Origin of the sequence: Massilia sp. AB1 (assembly GCF_018119385.1) — a bacterium.
Lineage (GTDB): Bacteria > Pseudomonadota > Gammaproteobacteria > Burkholderiales > Burkholderiaceae_D > Telluria.
This window is the reverse complement of sequence record NZ_JAGKSG010000046.1, coordinates 12,756-33,887: the sequence shown is the minus strand read 5'-3', so window position 1 is coordinate 33,887 and position 21,132 is coordinate 12,756. Positions and strand designations below refer to the sequence as shown.

Sequence of the window (21,132 nt, the reverse complement as noted above, 5' to 3'; positions counted from 1 at the left end):
CACGCCAAAAAACTGGGGGGCGGGCCTCCGCGGCAACCACGACTCAAACGTAAGTGGCAAGCCCATAACCGTCGTTCCGGCGAAGGCCGGAACCCAAGTGTGCCCGCAAGGCCGCAGCCCCAAAAGAAACAGCCCCGCAAGCGGGGCTGTTTTCATTCGTGAAATATTATTTCACCGAAGCGCCGCCCGTGAAAGAAGCTTTCACAGGCAAGCCCCTCACACGCGGTTCATCAGGAAGGTCGTCAGCAGCGGCACCGGACGGCCGGTCGCGCCCTTGTTCGCGCCCGATTTCCAGGCGGTGCCGGCGATGTCCAGGTGCGCCCAGGTGTACTTGCGGGTGAAGTTCTCCAGGAAGCAGGCCGCGGTGATCGAGGCCGCGCCCGGGGTGCCGATGTTGGCCAGGTCCGCGAAGTTCGACTTCAGCTGCTCGTTGTAGTTCTCGCCCAGCGGGAAGCGCCATGCGACGTCGCCGGCCTGCTTGCCGGCGTCCAGCAGTTCTTCGGCCAGCGCGTCGTGCGCGTCGTCGTGGCGGGTGAACAGGCCGCTGGTGTGGTGGCCCAGGGCCACGATGCAGGCGCCGGTCAGGGTCGCGATGTCGACCACGGCGGCCGGCTTGAAGCGCTCGGCGTAGGTGAGGGCGTCGCACAGGATCAGGCGGCCTTCGGCGTCGGTATTCAGGATCTCGATGGTGGTGCCGCTCATCGCGGTCACGATGTCGCCCGGCTTGGAAGCGCGGCCCGACGGCATGTTCTCGCAGGCCGCCACGATGCCGATCACGTTCAGCTTCAGGCCCATCTCGCCGATGGCGCGGAAGGTGCCAAGCACCGAGCCGGCGCCGCACATGTCGTACTTCATCTCGTCCATGTTCGGGCCCGGCTTGAGCGAAATGCCGCCGGTGTCGAAGGTGATGCCCTTGCCGACCAGGACCACCGGCGCATCGTTCTTCTTGCCGCCGTTGTGCTTGAGGACGATGAACTTCGGCGCTTCGTCGCTGCCCTTGGCCACCGACAGGAAGCTGCCCATCTTCAGCGCTTCGAGCTGCTTGCGCTCCAGTACTTCGATCTGGAAGCCGAATTCGCCGGCCAGCTGGCGCGCGGTGTCGGCCAGGTAGGTCGGGGTGCAGACGTTCGGCGACAGGTTGCCCAGTTCCTTGGTCAGGTTCATGCCGTTGGCGATCGCGATCGATTGCGCCAGCACGCCCTTGAGCTGGTTGGCTTCGGCGGCCGCGATGGTCAGCTTGCGCACGCCGGCAGGCAGGGGATCCTTCTTGCTCTTCTGGGAATCGGTACGGAATTCGGCTTCGTTGGCGGCGATCACCAGCGAACGCACGGCCCAATTGATGTCGCGGTCTTTCACATCCGCCATCGGGAATGCGATAATGGCATCCTGGCTGCCCAGGGTGCCGAACACCTTGAGCGCGGCGCTGACGGCGCTGCCGAAGCTCTTCTCGGTGATGGCGTCGTTCGAGCCCATGCCCACCAGCAGCACGCGCGCCGCGGCCACGCCGGCCACGCCGCGCAGCAGCAGGGTGGTGCCGGCCTTGCCGCTGATGTCGCCGGACTTGAGCGCGGCACTGATGTCACCATTGACGTCGAGGGCTTGCGCGGCCGACGACAGCTTCTTGTTTTCGAACACCGCCACTGCCACGCAGCCGGTTTTCGCAGCGGCCAGGGTGTTCTTGGTGTCGAATGCTTTTATGCTAAAGTCCATTTGATTCTCCATGTATTTTCGCGGCGCGCGGTACAGCCTACGATTTTGCCGTGGCTTACTGCCCGTGCCTAACCTGCAATTATAACTATTGAATGATCTTCCGACGCGCTCTGCAACGTGAAATGGCCTCTTCGGCCGGCGCCACCTTCACGGTGCTCTTCACCGTACTCGTCACCTGGACCCTGATCTCGGTCCTCGGCAAGGCCGCCGGGGGCAAGGTCGCGTCCAGCGACGTGCTCGCGCTGATCGGGTTCGCGGTGCTAAATTATCTGCCAACCATCCTCATCCTCACCACCTTTATTTCGGTGCTGGCCGCGGTCACGCGCAGCTACCGCGATTCCGAGATGGTCGTGTGGTTCGCCTCCGGCATGTCGCTGGCGCGCTGGATCCGACCGGTGCTGACCTTCGGCCTGCCGATGGTGGTGCTGGTAGGGGCCCTGTCGATGGTGGTGACGCCCTGGGCCAAGCTGAAAAGCGCCGAATTCGTCGAGCGCTTCCAGAAGCGCGAAGACCTCAAGCGCGTGGCCCCCGGCCAGTTCCGCGAATCGAGTTCGTCCGACCGCGTGTTCTTCGTGGAGCGGAGCGCCGAAGGCGCGACCGTGGTCCAGAACGTGTTCGTCAACAGCGTGGACGGCAACGGCCACGCCATCGTAGTGGCCAAGGAAGGCGTGATCGAATCGGACGGCAAGGGCGGCCAGTACCTGGTGCTGTCCAACGGCCGCCGCTACCAGGGCGTGCCGGGCGAGGCCGATTTCCAGTCGATGGAGTTCGAGCGCTACAGCATGCGCGTGGCGACCCAGGTGCCGGTGCTGGGCGCCGACGTTCCGGTCAGCGCCATGACCACGCCGCAGTTGCTGGCCGCGCCCAACCAGTTCACCTTGTCCGAGCTGCTGGGGCGCATCTCGCAGCCGATCGTCTGCCTGATCCTGATGCTGCTGGCGATCCCGCTCGGCTTCGTCAATCCGCGCGCGGGCAGCTCCGCCAACCTGATCCTGGCGCTGCTGATCTTCTTCACCTATAACAACCTGGTCAAGCTGATCGAAGCCTCGGTCAAGAAAGGCCGGCTCGAGTTCGCGGTGGCCTGGTGGCCGCTGCACCTGGCGGCGGCGCTGGCGGTGCTGGCGCTGTTCGCCTGGCGCCTGAACGTGAACCACCGCTACCATCCGCTGGTCCTGATCAACGCGTGGAAGCGCCGCCGCCACTTCAAGGGCGCGGCCGCACCGGTGCCGAAGGCGGAGGCCGAATGAAAATCCTGCAGCGCTACTTCGCGGTCAACATCGCCCAGGCGGTCGTCTTCGTCCTGGTGGCCTTCCTGGCCCTGATCGCCTTCATGGACCTGACCAGCATCCTGCCTTCGGTGGGCAAGAACGACTACGGCATCCAGCACGCCTTCCTCTACGTGCTGCTGCTTGTGCCCGGCCACGTGTACGAAGTGATGCCGGTGGCCGCGCTGATCGGCACCATCTACACGATGGCGCAGTTCGCATCGAGCTCGGAATTCACCATCATGCGGGCTTCGTCGATGTCGACCACCCAGGCCGCCATGATGCTCTTCAAGATCGGCATCGTGTTCGTGGCGATCACCTTCGTGTTCGGCGAACTGATCACCCCGCGCACCGCGCCGCTCGCCGAGCGCCTGCGCCTGTCGGCCAAGGGCGGCTCGATCTCGGGCGAATTCCGTTCCGGCGTGTGGACCAAGGACAGCGTGCACGAAGGGGGCGTCAAGGGCAAGGTGATCGGCACCCGCTTCTTCAACGTGCGCCAGATCCGCCCCAATGGCCAGCTCGAGGACCTGCGTCTCTACGAATTCGACAACAACATGCGGATGCGCTCCGTGATCACGGCGCAGAAGGGCAGCTACGGCGGCGACAACACCTGGAACCTGACCGGCGTGACCCAGACCGATTTCTCCAACAGCCGCGAGCTGCCGGCGCCCGGCGCGCCGGTGCCGGACGGGCAGAGCGTGAACTCGACCTACGGCCAGGAGACCGCCGCCGTCGCCACCCGCAAGCTGGACTCCTTCACCCTGGTGTCCGAGATCACGCCCAAGATCCTGACCGTGTCGAGCGCGGACCCGGAGCGCATGTCGGCCAGCGAGCTGGCGGTGTACACCCGCCACCTGGCCGAGAACCGCCAGGAAACCGACCGCTTCAAGGTCGCGTTCTGGAAGAAGCTGATCGACCCACTCTCGATCTTCGTGCTGATGGCCCTGGCCCTGCCGTTCGCCTACCTGCACACCCGCAGCGGCGGGGTGAGCCTGAAGATCTTCATCGGCATCATGATCGGCGTGAGTTTCATCCTGATCAACGCACTGTTCGCGCATTTGGGCGTGCTCACCACCTGGCCGGCCTTCATCACCGCGGCCGCGCCCAGCCTGCTGTTCCTGCTGCTGGCGCTGGGCGCCCTGTACTGGGTGGAGCGGCACTGATGGGCGCACACGCACCCCGCGGCCTGGTCCTGTTCGCCCACGGCGCGCGCGCCGCCGCCTGGGCCGCGCCCTTCGAGCGCCTGCGCGACCAGGCAAAGGCCAGGCTGCCGGACGCCGAGGTGGCGCTGGCTTTCCTGGAACTCATGAATCCCAGGCTGCCGGAGGCGGTCGCCGACATGGTGGACCGCGGCATCACCGAGGTCACCGTGGTGCCGGTATTCCTGGGGCAGGGCGGCCATCTGCTGCGCGACCTGCCGCAGCTCGCCGACGGCCTGCGCGCCGCCCATCCCCAGCTCAAGCTGCACATCGCCGGCGCCATCGGCGAGGACCCGGGGGTACAGAAGGCCATGGCCGACTACTGCCTGCAGGCTTTCGGCACGCCCTCTCGGTAAGCGCTTTGGCAAGCTTGGCGGTTCGGCAAGAGCTGCTAATTTGCTGACAACTTCGGTGAAAAACTAGCTATCTTCTGTTGGGTTTGCGCCATATTGCCGCACGGAATTCACATTCCTGCTTCCAATAAAAGTTGGCCTGAGGCATCATCGGTTCACCACATGACCGCGCACCCTGCCGGTATTTCCAGGAACCGATCCCCACAATGAGCATCGACACCGATTACGCCCCGGTCGGCATCATCGACGACCGCGACACGCTGTTCACGACCTTGCGCAACGGCGACGTTGCCGCGAACCTGACCGCCATCGATACCGGTCCGCTGACCGGCGGCCGCTGGGTTATCGACGCCCAGTCGCATCCGGGCCTGTTTTCGGTCACCTACAATCCGGCCACCGACACCTCGGCGCGCCTGGTGGTCAACAATGCGGCGGCCCTGCCGGAGGCGGGCCTGTGGGCGACGGTGACCATGCATTACTACGACCGTTACCAGCTCGACGGCAACGGCAATCCGATGTCCGGCCTCGGCATCCAGGAAACCCTGGTGTACACGGTCGAGCAGGGCGCCACGCGCGACCTGGCCCAGTTCGGCAGCGAGCTGAGCCTGGGCAGCGCCGGCGCGCAGGCCAATCCGACCGTGGCCACCCTGGCCGACGGCGGCTTCGTGACCGTCTGGCAAGTGCCGGGAACGCTGGCCTCTGGACTGATGGCGCAAGTGCGCGACGCGGCCGGCAACGCCCGCGGCAACGCCTTCGCGCTGACCAGCGGCGCCGACTACGCCTTCGAGGGCGAGCCGGCCGTCGCCGGCCTGGGGGATGGCCGCTTCGTGACCGCCTACACCGTCCTCAGCGGCGGCACGGCGCGTGTGGCCTACCGCGTGGCGGACGCCGCCGGCAACCTGGGCCCGCAGGTCTATGCGGACTTGGGTGCGGGCGCCGATACGGCCATGCCGGACGTGGCGGCGATGCCAGGCGGCGGCTTCGCGATCGCCTGGCGCGCCGGCGGCGAGGTGCACGTCCGCCAGGCGGACGCCGCGGGCGTCCTCGGCGCCGAGCAGATCTACAACAGCCTGGGCAGCGCCTACAGCCCGAGCATCGCGGCCAGCGGCGGCAGCTACGTGGTCAGCTGGGGCGAGATCGGTTCCGGCGCCGTGATGGCGGCCGTCAGCGGCGGCGCGCCGGTCATGGTCAACGGCGACGGACTGGCGGCCAGCATCAGCACCGGCGCGCCCCTGCCCAGCGTGGCGACGCTGAAGGACGGCAGCTTCGTGGTCGCCTGGAGCAGCTATTCCAATTCGGCCTTCGGCTTTGGCCTGAGCGACATCTTCTTCCAGCGCTTCGACGCCGCCGGCAACCGGGTCGGCGACATCGTCCAGGCCAATGTCGAGAGCGGCGGCATGCGCGACGAAGCCTCGGTGACGGCCCTGAGCGACGGCAGCTTCGTCGTGGCATGGCAAGCCTCGTCCGGCGACTTCGACGGCAACGGCGTCTATGGCCGCCGTTTCGGCGCCGACGGCAGCGCCTACGACATGCGCGAATTCGCCATCAACGAACTGCGCCCGGGCGACCAGGCCAATGCCGCGCTGACGGCGCTGGCCGACGGCGGCTTCGCCGCGGCCTGGATCGACACCCAGTCGAACGGCGCGGTCACGGTCGAAGCACGCGTGCTGGCCGCGGCCGGCGCGCCGGTCTCGGCTACGCCGGCCGGCTGGACCGCTCCGAGCGGCACGGCCAGCTCGGAAGGCATGGGCAGCTCGGTGGCGACCTATGGCAGCGACGGCGCCAACCTGATCCAGGCGATCGGCAACCAGCGCATCGACGCGATGGGCGGCCTGGACACGATCAGCTTCAACGGCATCAAGGGCGCTTTCTCGATCCAGCGCGGCGCGTTGGAGACCAAGGTCGTGGACAGCAGCGGCACCACGGCCACGCTGGTCAACGCGGAACGCCTGGCCTTTGCCGATTCGACGGTGGCGCTCGACATCGAGGGCAATGCCGGCAAGGCCTACCGCCTGTACCAGGCGGCCTTCGACCGCACGCCGGACAAGGGCGGCCTGGGCTACTGGATCAATGCGCTGGACAGCGGCAAGAGCCTGGCCCAGATCGCCGGCGGCTTCACCGGCAGCAAGGAATTCGCGGACCTGTACGGCAGCAGCACCAGCAACGCGGAGTTCATCTCCCTGCTGTACGACAACGTGCTGCACCGCGCGCCCGATGCGGATGGCCTGAACTTCTGGATCAATGCGATGATCGTGCACCAGGCCCCGCGCGAGGAGATCCTGGCGCAGTTCAGCGAAAGCGCGGAGAACCAGGTGCAGGTGATCGGCGCGATCCAGAACGGGATCGAGTTCGTGCCATATCTGTAAGAAGGGGAAGGCGGCAGCATCTACCGCCTGGAAGAAAGGGGTGGGGCGGGTTTGCGCCTCGCCCTATTTTTTTTGGTGCTCGCGCATGGCCAGCGCTTCGCCCATCATCACGAGCACCGGGCCGTGTCCGGGCTCGAGCCCGTGCGCCAGGTCGCTCAGGGTCAAACGCCGGATGCGCTCGTCGCTGCGGCTGCAGTTTTCCACCACCACCACCGGCAGGGTCGGCCTGCGGCCTTCGGCCAGCAGGCGCTCGGCCGTCGCCGCGGCTTCGCGTCCGCCCATGTACTGGATCAGGGTATCCGTTTCAGGAAGAGCCGGGTGGTCGGGCTGGTCGGGGGCGGTGCTGGAGGTGAAGAAGGCGACGCTGCGCGCCACGCCGCGCTTGGTGAGCGGCTGCAGGGTACTGGCCGCGGCAGCGACGGCGGTGGTGATGCCGGGGACGACTTCGACCTCAATGCCCTCGGCTTCGAGCGCGCGCAGCTCTTCGTCGGCGCGCCCGAACAGCATCGGGTCGCCGCCTTTGAGGCGCACGACCAGGGAGTATTTCTTCGCGCACTCCACCAGCTGCTGGTTGATCAGGGTTTGCGCGGTGGAGCGCTGGCCGGAACGCTTGCCCACCGAGATCTTCTCGGCCCGGGCGCACAGTTCCAGCATCTCGGGGGTGACGAGGGCGTCGTAGAGGACGACGTCGGCCTGCGCCAGCAGGCGCGCGCCGCGCACGGTGATCAGGTCGGCCGCGCCTGGGCCTGCTCCCACAAGATAGACTTTGCCCAGCGCCCCCATGCATGCCCTTTCGCTTATTGATCCAGACGGATCATACCCGCCGCGACGGTCTGGTGGGTGACTTCGTCGATCAGGATGAAGGCGCCGGTCGCGCGGATGTCGGCGTAGGCGTCGGCCGCCAGCGGCTGCTGGACGCTCAGTCTGATGCGCGCGATGTCGTTCAGCTTCAGGCCTTCAGTGGGGTTGGACTGCGCGTGACGCTGCTGGGTATTCACATCCAGGATGCTGTCGACGCCGCTCACCTTGGCCGCGGTCTGGCGGGTGCCGTGCTTGAGCCAGTACTTGCGGCGCAGGTCCAGCGGCTCGTCGGACATCCAGCACACGTCGGCTTCCACCTGCTTGAGCAGGGTCGCCGGCTGTTCGGCGCTGGACAGCACGTCGCCGCGCGAGACGTCCACGTACTCGTTCAGCACCAGGGTGATCGACTGGCCGGCCACGGCCGTCTGCAGCGAACCGTCGAAGGTGACGATGTCCTTGACCGTGGCGGCGTGGCCCGAGGGCTGCACCACCAGCTTGTCGCCCACCGAGACCTTGCCCGACTCGATACGGCCCATGTAGCCGCGGAAGTCATTGGCTTCGTGGCCGTTGTGGCGCGCCACCAGCTGCACCGGGAAGCGGAAGGGCGCGGCATGCGATTCGTCGTACACCGACAGCCCTTCGAGCAGCTCGATCAGGGTCGGGCCTTCGTACCAGGGCATCTTGCTTGATCCGTCGACCACGTTGTCGCCGGCCAGGGCCGACAGCGGAATCGCGGTGACGTCCTTCAGGCCCAGCGATTGCGCGAACTCGCCGTAGGCGGCGACGATGCGCTCGTAGACGCTGCGGTCGTAGTTCACCAGGTCCATCTTGTTGACGGCCACGATCACGTGCTCGATCTGCAGCAGCTTGGCGATGGTCGAGTGGCGCTTGGTCTGGGTGAGGAGCTGCACGCTGCCGTCGTCGCCCAGTTTCACCTTCGAGACGTCGACCAGGATGATCACAGCGTCGGCGGTCGAGGCGCCGGTGACCATGTTGCGGGTGTACTGCTCGTGGCCCGGGGTGTCGGCGATGATGAACTTGCGCTTCGGCGTGGCGAAGTAGCGGTAGGCCACGTCGATCGTGATGCCTTGCTCGCGCTCGGCTTCCAGGCCGTCGGTCAGCAGCGACAGGTCGATGGTGTCGCCCACGGTGCGCTTGTGCTTGGCGCGCGAGACGGCGGCCAGCTGGTCGGCGAAGATGCCCTTGCTGTCGAACAGCAGGCGGCCGATCAGGGTGCTCTTGCCGTCGTCGACGGATCCGGCGGTGATGAAGCGCAGCAGGCCGCGCTGGTTCAGATTATCGGTCATGGCGTTCATCAGAAGTAACCTGCTTTCTTGCGTTTTTCCATCGAAGCTTCGGAGGTCTGGTCGTCCATCCGGGTCGCGCCGCGCTCGGTCACTTCGGTGACCGCGGTCTCGGCAATGATGCCTTCCACCGTGTCGGCGGTCGAGGCGACCGGGCAGGTGCAGGAGATGTCGCCCACGGTGCGGAAGCGCACGGTGCGGGTTTCGACCGTCTCGCCTTCGCGCGCCGGGGTCAGCGGGGTCAGCGGCACCAGCAGGCCATTGCGCGGGATCACCTGGCGCTCGTGCGCGAAGTAGATCGGCGGCAGGGCCAGCTTTTCGCGGGCGATGTACTGCCACACGTCCAGTTCGGTCCAGTTCGAGATCGGGAACACGCGCATGTTCTCGCCCGGGTGGACGCGGGTGTTATACAGGTCCCACAATTCCGGACGCTGGGCCTTCGGGTCCCACTGGCCGAACTCGTCGCGGAAGGAGAAGATGCGCTCCTTGGCGCGGGCCTTCTCTTCGTCGCGGCGGGCGCCGCCGATGCAGGCGTCGAAGCCGTGTTCGGCGATGGTTTCCAGCAGGGTCACGGCCTGGGCCGCGTTGCGCGAGTCCGTGGCCGGGTTACGCAGGCGCACGGTGCCGCGCTTGATCGAGTCCTCGACCGAGCCGACGATCAGGCGCTCGCCCAGTTCCGCGGCGCGCGCGTCGCGGAAGGCGATCACTTCGTCGAAGTTGTGGCCGGTGTCGATGTGCACCAGCGGGAAGGGGAATTTGCCGGGACGGAAGGCTTTCTCGGCCAGGCGCAGCAGCACCACCGAGTCCTTGCCGCCCGAGAAGAGCAGGGCAGGGTTGCTGCATTCGGCCGCCACTTCGCGCAGGATGTGGATCGCTTCCGATTCCAGGGCGTCCAGGTGGCGTGCGTTCACGTCGCTCAGCAGGGCGGGTTGTTCCAATACGGTCGTCATGTTCTGCCTGTCTTGTCGTTGTGGCTCAAGCTGCCACGGATTTGATACGAATGAGTTTGCCGTCGACCACGTGCAGGCCGCATTCCTTCGACTCGGGGTTTTCCCACCACCAGCGGCCGGCGCGTACGTCCTCGCCCGGCTGGATCGCGCGGGTGCAGGGTTCGCAGCCGATCGACGGGTAGCCGCGGTCGTGCAGGGCGTTATACGGCACCTCGTTGGCCCGGATGTACTCCCAGACGTTGTCTTCCGACCAGTCGGCCAGCGGGTTGAACTTCTGCATGCCGTGCGCGGCGTCGTCTTCCTGCACCGCCAGTTCGGCGCGGGTGCTGGACTGGGCGCGGCGCTGGCCGGTGATCCAGGCCCGCTTGCCGCTGAGCGCGCGGCCGAGCGGCTCGACCTTGCGCACCCGGCAGCATTCCTTGCGCATCTCGACGCTGTCGTAGAAGGCGTTCAGGCCGTTCTGCGCCACATAGGCCTCGACGGCTTCCGGCTGCGGGCGGAACAGGGCGATCTCGTAGCCATAGGTGTCGCGCAACTTGTCCACCATCGCCAGGGTTTCCGCGTGCAGGCGGCCGGTCTCGAGCGAGAAGATCCCGATCGGCAGCTTCGCCTTCAGGATCAGGTCGGTGAGGACCATGTCCTCGGCCGCCAGGCTGGAGGCGAACACGGCGGGCGAGAAATCGCGCGCAATACGTTCCAGGATCGCGCGGGTTTCTTCCACGCGATGATGCAGGTCGCTCATGGAATGCTCCTAGATGCCGGCGCCGAGGTCGCTGTGCTCCGGCTGCAGGCCGCGCGCGGCGCGGCGGAACAGCGGAACCGGCTGGTCGACCGATGCCTGGTAGGTTTCCGAGAATACCGACAGGCCCTTGAGCGCGTCGTGGATGCTGCGGTCCTGGCGGGTCGCGTAGGCGTCGAAGCCGCAGCGGTACATCTGGAACAGCTGGTCGCGCAGCACGTCGCCGATGGCGCGCAGCTCGCCGGTGTAGCCCAGGCGCTTGCGCAAATTGAAGGCGATCGAGTAGCCGCGGCCGTCGCTGAATTTCGGGAAGTCGACCGCGACCACCTTGAAGCGGTGCAGGTCGTCCTTGATGTCGGCGGCCAGCTGGTCCGGCGCGAACCAGACGCCGAGGTCCTGGCGGTCGCTCAGCACATTGCGCTGGGCCTGCCAGACGGCGAGCGGCACGATGACCTTGCCGGCCGGGACCTCGACGGTTTCCGCCGTTTGTCCCTCGTCGAGCCGCAGCACGCCCCAATCGTCGGCAACGACTTCGCGGCCCTTGATGATTTGTGGATGCAGATTAAGCATATTCGTCTTCCCCAACCAGTTGACCGCCCTTGATGGGGGTTGCATACACGTGTTCTTTGAATGGCGTCACACCGATGCGGCCCACGGTGTCGATGAAGCGCTCGCCTTCGACGCGGTCGCGCACATAGACTTCGAGCAGGCGGCCGACCACTTCCGGCATCTGGGTGGCGGTGAACGACGGGCCGATGATCTTGCCGATCGAGGACTCGTTGCCCTGGGCGCCGCCGATCGACACCTGGTACCACTCGCTGCCGTCCTTGTCGACGCCCAGCACCCCGATGTTGCCGACGTGGTGGTGGCCGCAGGCGTTGATGCAGCCCGAGATGTTCAGTTCGATGTCGCCGATGTCGTGCTGGAAGTCGAGGTTGTCGAAACGCTCCGCGATGGCGGCCGCGATCGGGATCGACTTGGCGTTCGCCAGCGAGCAGTAGTCGCCGCCCGGGCAGGCGATGATGTCGGTCAGCAGGCCGATGTTCGGCGTCGCCAGGCCCTTGGCCTTGATCTGCTGCCAGATTTCGAACAGCTTGCTCTGCTCGACGTCGGCCAGCACCAGGTTCTGCTCGTGGGTCACGCGCACCTGGCCGAAGCTGTAGCGGTCGGCGAGCTCGGCCACGAAGTCCATCTGCTCGGCGGTCGCGTCGCCCGGCGGCACGCCGGTCTTCTTGAGCGACAGCACCACGCTGGCGTAGCCCGGCACCTTGTGCGGCTTGACGTTGCGGTTGACCCAGTTGGCGAAGGCGCGGTTGTCCGCATGCGCGGCCAGCACGTCGCTGTCGTCCAGCTGCGCATAGGCGTGCGGCTGGAACCACTTGGCGACGCGGTCGAATTCCTGCTGGGTGAGCGTTTCCGGACCATCCTTCAGGTCGGCCCACTCGGCTTCGACCAGGCGGGTGAATTCCTCGACGCCCAGGGCCTTCAGCAGGATCTTGATGCGGGCCTTGTACTTGTTGTCGCGGCGGCCGAACTGGTTATACACGCGCATCACGGCTTCGGTATAGGTCAGGATGTGCTGCCACGGCAGGAATTCGCGGATCACGCTGCCCAGGATGGGCGTGCGGCCCAGGCCGCCGCCGGCCATGTACTTGAAGCCGACTTCGCCCGCCTCGTTGCGCACCATGGTCAGGCCGATGTCGTGCACGGCGATCGCGGCGCGGTCTTCGAGCGAGCCATTGATGGCGATCTTGAACTTGCGCGGCAGTGCCAGGAACTCGGGGTGGAAGGTGCTCCACTGGCGCAGGATCTCGGCGAAGGGACGCGGATCGATCAGCTCGTCGGCGGCCACCCCGGCGAATTCGTCGGTCGTGATGTTGCGGATGCAATTGCCCGAGGTCTGGATGGCGTGCATTTCCACCGACGCCAGGTCGCTCAGGATCTCCGGAGTCTGCTCCAGCTCGATCCAGTTGAACTGGATGTTCTGGCGGGTGGTGAAGTGGCCGTAGCCGCGGTCGTACTTGCGCGCGATGTGCGCGAACATGCGCACTTGCTTGGACGACAACAGGCCGTAGGGCACGGCGATACGCAGCATGTAGGCATGGCGCTGCATGTACAGGCCGTTCTGCAGGCGCAGCGGCAGGAATTCTTCTTCGGTCAGCTCACCGCTGAGGCGGCGCGCAACCTGGTCGCGGTATTGCGCAATCCGTTCGCGCACGATGAGGTGGTCGTATTGGTCGTAGCGGTACATGGTCTCGTCCAGTGAGCGGGTAAGGTCCCACTCGTTAAAGTATTTCCAATAATAAGGACTAGGCTCTATATTCCAAACTACGGAGAATTTATTTGCTTATATGCGTAACTTGAATAAGCATCTTAAAATGGCGTCTACTGCCAAACCAACAACCCAGCCTGCATGAATCTTCATCAATTGCGCTTCGTCCGCGAGGCCGTACGCCAGAATTACAACCTGACCGACGCGGCCAAGGCCCTGTTCACCTCCCAGCCGGGGGTATCGAAAGCCATCATCGAGCTCGAGGAAGAGCTCGGGGTCGACATCTTCACCCGCCACGGCAAGCGCATCCGCGGCCTGACCGAGCCGGGCCGGCTGGTGCTGCAGTCGGTCGAGCTGATCATGCAGGAGATCGACAGCCTCAAGCGCATCGGCAAGGAGTACGCCGCCCACGACAGCGGCAGCTTCACCATCGCCACCACCCATACCCAGGCGCGCTACATGCTGCCCAAGGTGGTGCAGTCCTTCATGCAGAAATATCCGAAGGTGCGCCTGTCGCTGCTGCAGGGCAACCCGCGCCAGATCGCCGACATGATCAAGAACGACCAGGCCGACCTGGCCATCGCCACCGAGTCGATCACGGCGGTCGAGGGCCTGATCACCTTGCCGGCTTACCAATGGGAACACGTGGTGGTGGCCCCGCCGGACCACCCGCTGTTCAAGTCGCGCGCCGTGTCGCTGGAGGAAATCGCCAGCTACCCGGTGATCACCTACGACGCCGCCTTCGCGGGCCGCAGCAAGATCGATCATGCGTTTTCGCTGCGCAACCTGAAGCCGGACGTCTTGCTGGAGGCGATCGACGCGGACGTGATCAAGACCTATGTGGAGCTGGGCATGGGCGTCGGCATCATCGCCAGCATCGCCTTCGACCCCGAGCGCGACCGCAACCTGCGCGCCTTGCCGGTCGGGCACCTGTTCGGCATGAACACCTCGCGCGTGGCGATCAAGCAGGGCGCCTACCTGCGCAGCTATATCTATACCTTCATCGAACTGCTGGCCCCTACGCTCAACCGCAAGATGGTCGAGTCGGCGATGCGCGGCGGCGAAAACTACGAACTGTAATAACTAGAATTGAGATACAAGGAAACACCATGAACAAGGATGCGGTTGCCGCTTACTACGCCCGCAACGCGGAGCGTTATCACTCGCTGGTCGAACACTCGGAAGAGCGCTCGGAAGACTTGCTGGAGGCGGGGGAGCAGCTCGCCACGCTGCTGTCCGGCCACCGGGTGCTGGAGCTGGCCTGCGGCACGGGCGTCTGGACCGAGATGATCGCGCAGGGCGCGGCCTCGGTGGTCGCCACCGATGTCAACGAGGAAATGCTGGCCGTGGCGAGCGAGCTGGGCGAGGGCCTGGACAACGTCACCTGGCGCCAGGCGGACGTGTTCGACCTGCCGGCCGGCCTGGAGGGCGAGGGCGGCAAATTCACCGCCGTCTTCATGGCCGGCCTGTGGTCGCATTTCGACCGCGACGAGCAGGACGCCTTCCTGGCCCAGCTCAAGAAGCGCCTCGGCAAGGATGTACTGCTGGTGCTGGTCGATGACGAATACATCGAAGGCGAGAGCGGCACCATCGCGCGCACCGACGCCCAGGGCACGACCTACCAGATCTTCGAAGACGAGGATGGCAGCCGCCACGAGCTGGCCAAGAGCTATCCGACCGACAGCGCGCTGCGCAAGCGCCTCGGCAATGTCGGCAAGGAGATCAAGCTGGCGCGCTGGGAGTTCTACTGGGTGCTGACCTGCAGGCTCAAGTGAGCATGGAAAGCGGGACCATCGGGGAGCTGTATCCGCGCTGGATTGCTTTCCTGTTCGACCGGCCGGGCCCGGACTGGTACTTCGACCCCGGCGCCGGCGAATTCGAGGCGGAAGGCAAGCATGCCTTCATGGCCGAACTGGTGGCCCTGACCTGCCGCCGCGCCGGCGAAGACCTGCGGCACTACACCGACGCGCAGCTGAACGCCGGCTTCTCGTACATCTTCGACAACGGCGCTTCCAATGTCGTCTTCAGCCTGATGGCGCGGGAGCTGCCGCGGCCGCCAAACTCGGCTGCATCGAGGCGCTCGTTCCGCTGTACACGGACTGCTTCCGGCGGCGCTGCGAAGAAACGCTGGGCCACTTGAGCGAGCGCAGCGGCAACCCCCTCAACACGATCTGCTACATGCTGGGCGACATCTCGCCGCTGACCTATTGGGCCGATGATCCGGACGCAGCCAGGCTCTACGGTGCGCTGGCCGCTGCCTTCGGGCAGGTGCTGCGCATCCCGCACGCGGGCTGCATCGAAGGCGCATTGCATGCGCTCGGGCATATGTGTTACTGCGCGCCGGAACCGGTGCAGGAGGTCATCGACGCCTGGCTGGCCAGCAGCCCCACGGCCAGGCCGGAACTGCTGGCCTACGCCGCCAACGCGCGCGCGGGCTGCGTGCTCTGACATAAGCCGGAGGCATCCGGCATTGCAGCAAATTGTGTAAACACTACAATTGCTGGTTCAACCACCGGAATTTCGCACTACCTTGCTTCTCCCTATGCGTTTGCCGTTTTTCCTGTTCGCCCTCGTCCTGTGGCTGGGTTTCGCCAGTCCGTCCCGCGCGCTCGATCCCGCAGTGCGCCTCGGCGCCTTCCACCACGATATCTGGACCGGCGAACAGGGCGCCCCGCGCGAGATCGACGCCATGGCCCAGACCAGCGACGGCTGGATCTGGCTCGGCACCACCTCGGGCCTGTACCGCTTCGACGGCGTGCGCTTCGAAGCCTTCCAGCCGCAGGGCGGCGAGCGGCTGCTGGGCAAGGGCATCACCGCGCTGGCGGCCCGCCCCAACGGCGAGCTGTGGATCGGCTATACCTTCGGCGGCTTGAGCGTTTTGCGCGGCGGCCGCCTGCACCACGTCGCACCGGTCGCGGGCGATCCGGTCGGCGCTACCTTCAGCATCGCCTTCGAGCGCGACGGCAGCGCCTGGGTGGCTTCGACCACCGGCCTGTTGCACTATCGCGAAGGCAAGTGGACGCGCATGGGAAGCGTCCAGAACTATCCGCTGCCGCGCGCCGAATACGTCTACCGCGACCATTACGACCGCCTGTGGGCCTCCGACGGCAAGCAGCTCCACCTGCTGGACCGCGCCAGCGGGCGCTTCACGCCGGTGCTCGATGTGGCGCCCGGGCCTTTGCTGCTGGGCTCGCCGGATGGCCGGGTCTGGATCGCCGACGGCAACCGGGTGCGGCTCTTGCCCGAGCCGGCCGGCGGCTGGCGTCCCGCGCCCCGTACCGGCCTGGCCGGCAGCAGTTTCCAGACCCTGTTCGACCGCGATGGAAATTTTTGGAAAGGTAATTGCCCGGTTGGCCTGTGCCGCTCCGTGCCCCTGAGCTGGCAAGTGCACGGCGCGGAATTCCCGGCGGGCGGCGGCGACGAACGCCTGGACCAGCTCTGGCAGATGAGCAGCCTGAACGTCCATTCGATGATGGAAGACCGGGAAGGCAATATCTGGGTCGGCACCGTGGCCGGGCTGGAGCGCTTCCGGCATAACAAGCTGATCCGCCTGGCCTTCCCCTCGGATGCCGGCCGCCTGGGCCTGGCGCATGACGGCGGCGGCGCGGTCTGGGGCGTGACCCACTCGATCGGCGACGTCGCCAGCCTGTGGCGCCTGGACCATGGCGCCATGCGCCAGGTGGCGACCGACCAGAAGACCTACGTGGTCGCGGCCGCCGGCGACGGCAGCGTGCTGATCGGCGGCAACCGCCGGATCGAGCGGCGGCGCGGCGACCGGGTGCTGGCCAGCTATCCGCTGCCGCCGCTGCAGCCGGGCGACAATCCGCGCAACTTCGTGCTGCTGCTCGCGCAGGACCGCGACAGCATCTGGGTCGGGATCGGCGGGCGCGGCCTGTACCGCTGGCACGCGGGCCAGTGGCTGCCGCCGTCGGCCCATCCGCAGCTCAAGGGCGTGCTGTACGCCACCGCCGACGCCGCGGGCAAGACCTGGTTCGGACTGCGCAACGACCGTGTGCTGGTACGCGAGGGCGAGCGATGGCGCGCATACGGCCCGCAGGAAGGCATCGCGGTCGGCGGCGTGCGCTTCATCGACGCCAGCCGCGAGCTGCTGCTGAGCGGCGACAACGGCATGGCGGTGCTGCAGGACGGACGCTTCCGGCCGGTCGTGCCGGAGCAGCCCGACATGCTGTCGAACGTGTCGGGAATGGCGGTGACTGCCGACGGCACGCGCTGGTTCAACACCAGCCGCGGCCTGCTGCGGGTGCGCGCCGAGGATTGGCGCGCCTCCATGCGTGACCCCGCGCTGCCGCTGCGCGCGGCCCTGTGGAACGATGTCGACGGCTATCCGGGCAGCGCCGAAACCCTGGTGCGCACGCCCTCCGCCTTCGTGGCGCCGGACGGCAAGGTGTGGGTGGCGGGCACCGACGGCGCGGCCTGGTTCGATCCGGCCCGGCTGCGCCGCAATACGCTGGCGCCGCCGGTGGCGATCCAGGCCATCCACGCGGGCGGCCGGCGCTACCGGCCGCACGAGGTCGCGGCCTTCGCGCCGGGCACCGAGCAGCTGCAGATCGACTACACGGCCTTGAGCTACACCACGCCCGAGCGGATCGCCTTCCGCTACCGCCTGGTCGGCCTCGACCACGGCTGGCAGGATGTCGGCACGCGCCGCGTAGCCTATTACACCAACCTTGGGCCGGGCACTTACCGTTTCGAAGTCGCCGCCGTCAACGAGGACGGCGTGGCGAGCGCCGTGGCGGCCTCGCCGCCCTTCGAGATCCGCCCGCGCTTCGTGCAGACGCCCTGGTTCGCGGCCCTGTGCGTGGTGCTCGGGGCTGGGATCGTGTTCCTGCTGTACCGCCTGCGCCTGGCGCAGGTAAAGCGCCAGTTCCAGGCGCGGATGGAAGAGCGGCTGGGCGAGCGCGAGCGCATCGCGCGCACCCTGCACGACACCTTCCTGCAAAGCCTGCAGGGGCTGATCCTGCGCCTGCAGGTGCTGGCCCAGCGCCTGGAGCCGGGCAGCGAGGCGCGTGCGCAGCTCGACCGCGCGCTCGACCTGGCCGACCGGGTGGTGGCCGAGGGACGCGACCAGGTCATGGACTTGCGCGACGCCGGCGGCGCGCCCACGCTGGCGCAGGCGCTGGTCGAGGCGGCCGACCAGCTGAAGGAGGGCAGCGGCGCTCGCGTGGCCGTGCGCACCGAGGGGAGCTGCGTGCAGCTGGCCCCCGAGGTGCACGACGAGGTGGTCCACGTCGCCCGCGAAGCCATCGCCAATGCCATGCGCCATGCGCGCGCGGGACTGATCGAGATCGACCTGACCTGCACGGACGGCCAGACCGTGCTGGCCGTGCGCGACGACGGCATCGGGCTCGACCCGGCCATCCAGATGCACGGGCGCCCCGGCCACTGGGGACTGACCGGCATGCGCGAGCGCGCCGCCAGGATCGGCGCCGTGCTGGTGATCCGCAACCGTCCGGCACGCGGCACGGAAGTGATGCTGACTTTGCAAGGCGCGCCCCTTGCTGCGGCGCGCACGGCGGCCAGGGAGGCGGATAGCGTGGTCTGATTGATCATACCTGTGGCCGATCGGCCACTTTCGAAGCGAATCTTGCGCGCACTCCGGCGCGTTCGTGCCCATAATAGCGGCACGAAGGCGCCAGCCCGCCGCTTCCAGTCCGCTACCGATGCTCGCTACCCAGCAGATCTTCCTCATCGCCTCGCTGCTTTGCTTCCTGACCTTCCTCGCGCTGTTGTCCGTGACCTCGGACGGCGTGCGCGGGATGCGCGCCATGCTGCTCGCTTCCGTGCTCGGCATGGTGGGCAACATGCTGTACGCCTTCGGGCGCGAGCTGCCGCCGGTGGTCGCGTATGAAGGCGCGAACGTCGCCTATGCGGCCGCCAGCGCCGCGCTGATGGCGGGTTACCGCCAGCTGGCCGGGCGTGACGCCGGCAAGCCGGTCCTGGCCGCGCTGGTCATCGCGCTCGGCATCCTGGTGGCATTCTTTCATTATCAGATCGACTCCTTCGCGGGGCGCAGCGCCGTGGTCTCGCTGTTCCAGATCTGCGCCTGCGTGGAAATCGCCCGCACCGTGCTGTCGACGCGCGGCGCCTGGCCGCGGCGCTGGTATGCGCAGGGCTTCGTGCTGGGGATGTGCGCGCTGGTGGCGCTCGGCCACGCGGGGCGCATCGCCTGGGTCGGCGCGGCCGGCCATGCGCCGGCCTCGCTGCTGCAGCCGAGCGACACCGGCGTCCTGTTCCTGGTCGGCGCTTCGCTGGCGCTGCCGGCCCTGGCGCTGGGCGGCCTGTTGATGGCCTACCGCGAAATCGTCGCGCGCGCCGAATTCGCGGCGCGGCACGACGACCTGACCGGCGCCTGGTCGCGCAAGGCCTTCACCGACATGGCCGCGCGCGAGCGTTCGCGCGCCGTCCGCAGCGGCAAGCCGCTGGGCCTGATGCTGGTCGACCTGGACAACTTCAAGACGATCAACGACGCGAGCGGCCACGCCACCGGCGACGCGGCGCTGCGCCTGGTGGCCGACAGCGTGCGCAAGGTGCTGCGCGGCGGCGACGTGCTGGCGCGCCTGGGCGGCGACGAATTCGCGCTGCTGCTGCCGGACACGGACCTGAACGCGGCGACCGCGGTGGCCGAGAAGCTGCGCAGGGCCGTGGAGAGCGCCGTGGCGCGGCCCGAGTGCGCGAAGATGAAGACGCTCACCCTGAGCATCGGCGTGACCGTGATCGCACGCGGCGAGGCGCTCGAGGCCGCGCTGGCGCGCGCCGACGAGACCATGTACGAGGCCAAGGAAGCGGGGCGCAACCGTGTCGTGGCGCGCGCGCCGGAACCCTATCTGGCGCTGGTGAAGCGGGCGGGGTAGGATCGAACGGCGAACTGAACTGAATTGAATCGTTAGCCCCAAAACCGTCGCACCCGCGTTTGAATCGTTAGCTCCAAAACCGTCGTTCCCGCGAAGGCGGGAACCTAAGTTTTACGCACACCACTATCGCGAATGGAGCGGATGTGCACGCAAACTTGGGTTCCCGCCTGCGCGGGAACGACGGCCTCCAGGCTAACGGTGATGATCTGATCTACCGCATCGCAAGGGTCTTAGAACGTGTGACGCAGACCCAGGCTGAACACCGACGGATCGGCGCCCAGTGCGGTGCTCGGCGGAGCGACCGAGGTCGACGACGAGTTGATGCCGAACACGCCGCGGCCGTTGTTGCGCAGCTGGGCGTAGGTCGTGTAGATGTTGGTGCGCTTCGACAGCGCGTAGGTGTAGGCCAGCGACACGGTTTTGCCCTTGGCGCCGGTCTCCAGCTTCTGCTGCTGGAAGTTCAGGAAGAACTTGCTCGGGCCCATGGCGTAGGACGCGCCCAGGTTGGCGTTCTTGTATTCGTTGTTGGCGCCTTCCGGATCGGCGACCAGGTAGTTACCCTTGATCTCGACAGGACCGAAGGCGTAGCCCGCGCCGGCCGCCCATTCCTTGTCGTCGCCGCTCGCCAGGCGCTCGAACACATGATAGCCGCCGCCCAGGTACAGGCCGCCGGTCTTGTATTCCACCGACACGCCCATCAGGTCGCCCGACGGGTCGACGCTCTTTTCGCCGGTCGAGTAGGCGGCGTTGACGACGAAGCCGGACAGCGCGTTGCTCTTGTAGTTGACCGAGTTGGCCAGGCGGCGGGTCAGGCGGTTGCTGCCGAAGGCCGACAGGTTACTGCCGAACATGCCCTGGCCCAGGATGTCGGTCGCGGCGGCGACGGCGGCGATCGGGCTGTATTCGCGGCCCACGGTCACGGTGCCGAAGTTGCCTTGCAGGCCGACCACGGCGCGGCGGCCGAACAGGGTCGAATCGGCGGCCCCGGTATCCAGCGCCACGCCGGCTTCGATGTTGAACAGTGCCTTGAGGCCGTTGCCCAGATCTTCGGTGCCGCGGAAGCCGAGGCGGCTGCTCGACTGGTTGCCCGAGTTGATCACGGTGCGGCGGTCTTCGCCCGGTGCGTCGGTGTCCTCGATCGCGATGGCCGCGTCCATCACGCCATAGACTTGGACGTTGCTCTGGGCGTGGGCGAACAGCGGGAGGCAGGACAGGACTGCGGCGGCGAGGCATTGATACTTCATGAAGATCTCCAGTTGGTTTCACAAGATGTTGAGTGCGTGATGTCACTCAGATCGACC

The 21,132-nt window shown here is 66.9% G+C and carries 18 protein-coding genes; 10 read left to right on the top strand and 8 right to left on the bottom strand.

What is annotated here, in order from left to right:
- Positions 1-216: 216 nt before the first annotated feature.
- On the bottom strand, positions 217-1,710 hold the full coding sequence (locus J8847_RS20180) for a leucyl aminopeptidase (protein ID WP_211526500.1): 1,494 nt from the start codon (positions 1,708-1,710) through the stop codon (positions 217-219).
- 122 nt (positions 1,711-1,832) lie between these two features.
- On the opposite strand from J8847_RS20180, the gene lptF reads away from it, so the two are divergent.
- The 4 genes from lptF (at position 1,833) to J8847_RS20160 (ending at position 6,893) form a co-directional block, all read left to right on the top strand.
- Positions 1,833-2,957 carry an LPS export ABC transporter permease LptF gene (lptF, locus tag J8847_RS20175; RefSeq protein WP_229513075.1) on the top strand — a complete coding sequence of 375 codons (1,125 nt, stop codon included), beginning with the start codon at positions 1,833-1,835 and terminating at the stop codon, positions 2,955-2,957.
- Positions 2,954-4,138, top strand: coding sequence for an LPS export ABC transporter permease LptG (gene lptG, locus J8847_RS20170; protein ID WP_211526498.1), 1,185 nt, complete (start codon positions 2,954-2,956; stop codon positions 4,136-4,138). Before lptF ends, lptG begins: the two co-directional genes overlap by 4 nt.
- Positions 4,138-4,530, top strand: coding sequence for a sirohydrochlorin chelatase (locus J8847_RS20165; RefSeq protein WP_211526497.1), 393 nt, complete (start codon positions 4,138-4,140; stop codon positions 4,528-4,530). Before lptG ends, J8847_RS20165 begins: the two co-directional genes overlap by 1 nt.
- 203 nt (positions 4,531-4,733) lie before the next feature.
- Entirely contained in the window at positions 4,734-6,893 is a 2,160-nt protein-coding gene (locus J8847_RS20160) for a DUF4214 domain-containing protein (RefSeq protein WP_211526496.1), read from the top strand.
- A gap of 63 nt (positions 6,894-6,956) precedes the next feature.
- On the opposite strand, the gene cobA is transcribed toward J8847_RS20160, so the two are convergent.
- From cobA to J8847_RS20130, 6 genes are read right to left on the bottom strand one after another with little or no spacing between them, the layout of a single operon-like run.
- Positions 6,957-7,676, bottom strand: coding sequence for a uroporphyrinogen-III C-methyltransferase (gene cobA / locus J8847_RS20155; protein ID WP_211526495.1), 720 nt, complete (start codon positions 7,674-7,676; stop codon positions 6,957-6,959).
- Between the two features lie 14 nt (positions 7,677-7,690).
- On the bottom strand, positions 7,691-9,010 hold the full coding sequence (locus J8847_RS20150; RefSeq protein WP_211526494.1) for a sulfate adenylyltransferase subunit 1: 1,320 nt from the start codon (positions 9,008-9,010) through the stop codon (positions 7,691-7,693).
- A complete protein-coding gene (gene cysD, locus J8847_RS20145; RefSeq protein ID WP_211526493.1) occupies positions 9,010-9,948 on the bottom strand; it encodes a sulfate adenylyltransferase subunit CysD in 939 nt (312 codons plus the stop codon). Before cysD ends, J8847_RS20150 begins: the two co-directional genes overlap by 1 nt.
- Positions 9,949-9,973: 25 nt before the next feature.
- Positions 9,974-10,690, bottom strand: coding sequence for a phosphoadenylyl-sulfate reductase (locus tag J8847_RS20140; protein ID WP_211526492.1), 717 nt, complete (start codon positions 10,688-10,690; stop codon positions 9,974-9,976).
- Positions 10,691-10,699: 9 nt separating this feature from the next.
- The gene (locus J8847_RS20135; RefSeq protein WP_211526491.1) at positions 10,700-11,257 is read right to left on the bottom strand and encodes a DUF934 domain-containing protein; all 558 of its coding nucleotides are present in this window, start codon (positions 11,255-11,257) and stop codon (positions 10,700-10,702) included.
- Positions 11,250-12,938: a nitrite/sulfite reductase gene (locus J8847_RS20130; RefSeq protein WP_211526490.1), complete on the bottom strand. Its 1,689-nt coding sequence runs from the start codon at positions 12,936-12,938 to the stop codon at positions 11,250-11,252. The genes J8847_RS20135 and J8847_RS20130 overlap by 8 nt, the downstream gene beginning before the upstream one ends.
- 162 nt (positions 12,939-13,100) lie before the next feature.
- Here J8847_RS20130 and J8847_RS20125 point away from each other — a divergent pair, with 162 nt between their 5' ends.
- The 6 genes from J8847_RS20125 to J8847_RS20100 all read left to right on the top strand — a co-directional run bounded on the left by J8847_RS20125 (position 13,101) and on the right by J8847_RS20100 (position 19,831).
- The gene (locus tag J8847_RS20125; protein ID WP_211526489.1) at positions 13,101-14,039 is read left to right on the top strand and encodes a CysB family HTH-type transcriptional regulator; all 939 of its coding nucleotides are present in this window, start codon (positions 13,101-13,103) and stop codon (positions 14,037-14,039) included.
- A gap of 29 nt (positions 14,040-14,068) precedes the next feature.
- The gene (locus J8847_RS20120; RefSeq protein WP_211526488.1) at positions 14,069-14,734 is read left to right on the top strand and encodes a class I SAM-dependent methyltransferase; all 666 of its coding nucleotides are present in this window, start codon (positions 14,069-14,071) and stop codon (positions 14,732-14,734) included.
- Complete coding sequence (locus J8847_RS20115; protein WP_211526487.1) at positions 14,731-15,099, top strand: hypothetical protein; 369 nt, start codon at positions 14,731-14,733, stop codon at positions 15,097-15,099. Before J8847_RS20120 ends, J8847_RS20115 begins: the two co-directional genes overlap by 4 nt.
- Entirely contained in the window at positions 15,096-15,407 is a 312-nt protein-coding gene (locus tag J8847_RS20110; RefSeq protein WP_211526486.1) for a hypothetical protein, read from the top strand. Before J8847_RS20115 ends, J8847_RS20110 begins: the two co-directional genes overlap by 4 nt.
- A gap of 94 nt (positions 15,408-15,501) precedes the next feature.
- Positions 15,502-18,522, top strand: a complete 3,021-nt coding sequence (locus tag J8847_RS20105; RefSeq protein WP_211526485.1) for a sensor histidine kinase — start codon at positions 15,502-15,504, stop codon at positions 18,520-18,522.
- 118 nt (positions 18,523-18,640) lie between these two features.
- Positions 18,641-19,831, top strand: coding sequence for a diguanylate cyclase (locus tag J8847_RS20100; protein ID WP_211526484.1), 1,191 nt, complete (start codon positions 18,641-18,643; stop codon positions 19,829-19,831).
- Positions 19,832-20,061: 230 nt separating this feature from the next.
- Here J8847_RS20100 and J8847_RS20095 read toward each other — a convergent pair whose 3' ends face one another.
- On the bottom strand, positions 20,062-21,075 hold the full coding sequence (locus J8847_RS20095) for a porin (RefSeq protein ID WP_211526483.1): 1,014 nt from the start codon (positions 21,073-21,075) through the stop codon (positions 20,062-20,064).
- Positions 21,076-21,132: the final 57 nt, after the last annotated feature.

What these genes read in the sequence shown, in the direction of transcription:
- J8847_RS20180 (WP_211526500.1), bottom strand. Translation starts at nt 1,710, where the DNA reads ATGGACTTTAGCATAAAAGCATTCGACACCAAGAACACCCTGGCCGCT.
- lptF (WP_229513075.1), top strand. Translation starts at nt 1,833, where the DNA reads ATGGCCTCTTCGGCCGGCGCCACCTTCACGGTGCTCTTCACCGTACTC.
- lptG (WP_211526498.1), top strand. Translation starts at nt 2,954, where the DNA reads ATGAAAATCCTGCAGCGCTACTTCGCGGTCAACATCGCCCAGGCGGTC.
- J8847_RS20165 (WP_211526497.1), top strand. Translation starts at nt 4,138, where the DNA reads ATGGGCGCACACGCACCCCGCGGCCTGGTCCTGTTCGCCCACGGCGCG.
- J8847_RS20160 (WP_211526496.1), top strand. Translation starts at nt 4,734, where the DNA reads ATGAGCATCGACACCGATTACGCCCCGGTCGGCATCATCGACGACCGC.
- cobA (WP_211526495.1), bottom strand. Translation starts at nt 7,676, where the DNA reads ATGGGGGCGCTGGGCAAAGTCTATCTTGTGGGAGCAGGCCCAGGCGCG.
- J8847_RS20150 (WP_211526494.1), bottom strand. Translation starts at nt 9,010, where the DNA reads ATGAACGCCATGACCGATAATCTGAACCAGCGCGGCCTGCTGCGCTTC.
- cysD (WP_211526493.1), bottom strand. Translation starts at nt 9,948, where the DNA reads ATGACGACCGTATTGGAACAACCCGCCCTGCTGAGCGACGTGAACGCA.
- J8847_RS20140 (WP_211526492.1), bottom strand. Translation starts at nt 10,690, where the DNA reads ATGAGCGACCTGCATCATCGCGTGGAAGAAACCCGCGCGATCCTGGAA.
- J8847_RS20135 (WP_211526491.1), bottom strand. Translation starts at nt 11,257, where the DNA reads ATGCTTAATCTGCATCCACAAATCATCAAGGGCCGCGAAGTCGTTGCC.
- J8847_RS20130 (WP_211526490.1), bottom strand. Translation starts at nt 12,938, where the DNA reads ATGTACCGCTACGACCAATACGACCACCTCATCGTGCGCGAACGGATT.
- J8847_RS20125 (WP_211526489.1), top strand. Translation starts at nt 13,101, where the DNA reads ATGAATCTTCATCAATTGCGCTTCGTCCGCGAGGCCGTACGCCAGAAT.
- J8847_RS20120 (WP_211526488.1), top strand. Translation starts at nt 14,069, where the DNA reads ATGAACAAGGATGCGGTTGCCGCTTACTACGCCCGCAACGCGGAGCGT.
- J8847_RS20105 (WP_211526485.1), top strand. Translation starts at nt 15,502, where the DNA reads ATGCGTTTGCCGTTTTTCCTGTTCGCCCTCGTCCTGTGGCTGGGTTTC.
- J8847_RS20100 (WP_211526484.1), top strand. Translation starts at nt 18,641, where the DNA reads ATGCTCGCTACCCAGCAGATCTTCCTCATCGCCTCGCTGCTTTGCTTC.
- J8847_RS20095 (WP_211526483.1), bottom strand. Translation starts at nt 21,075, where the DNA reads ATGAAGTATCAATGCCTCGCCGCCGCAGTCCTGTCCTGCCTCCCGCTG.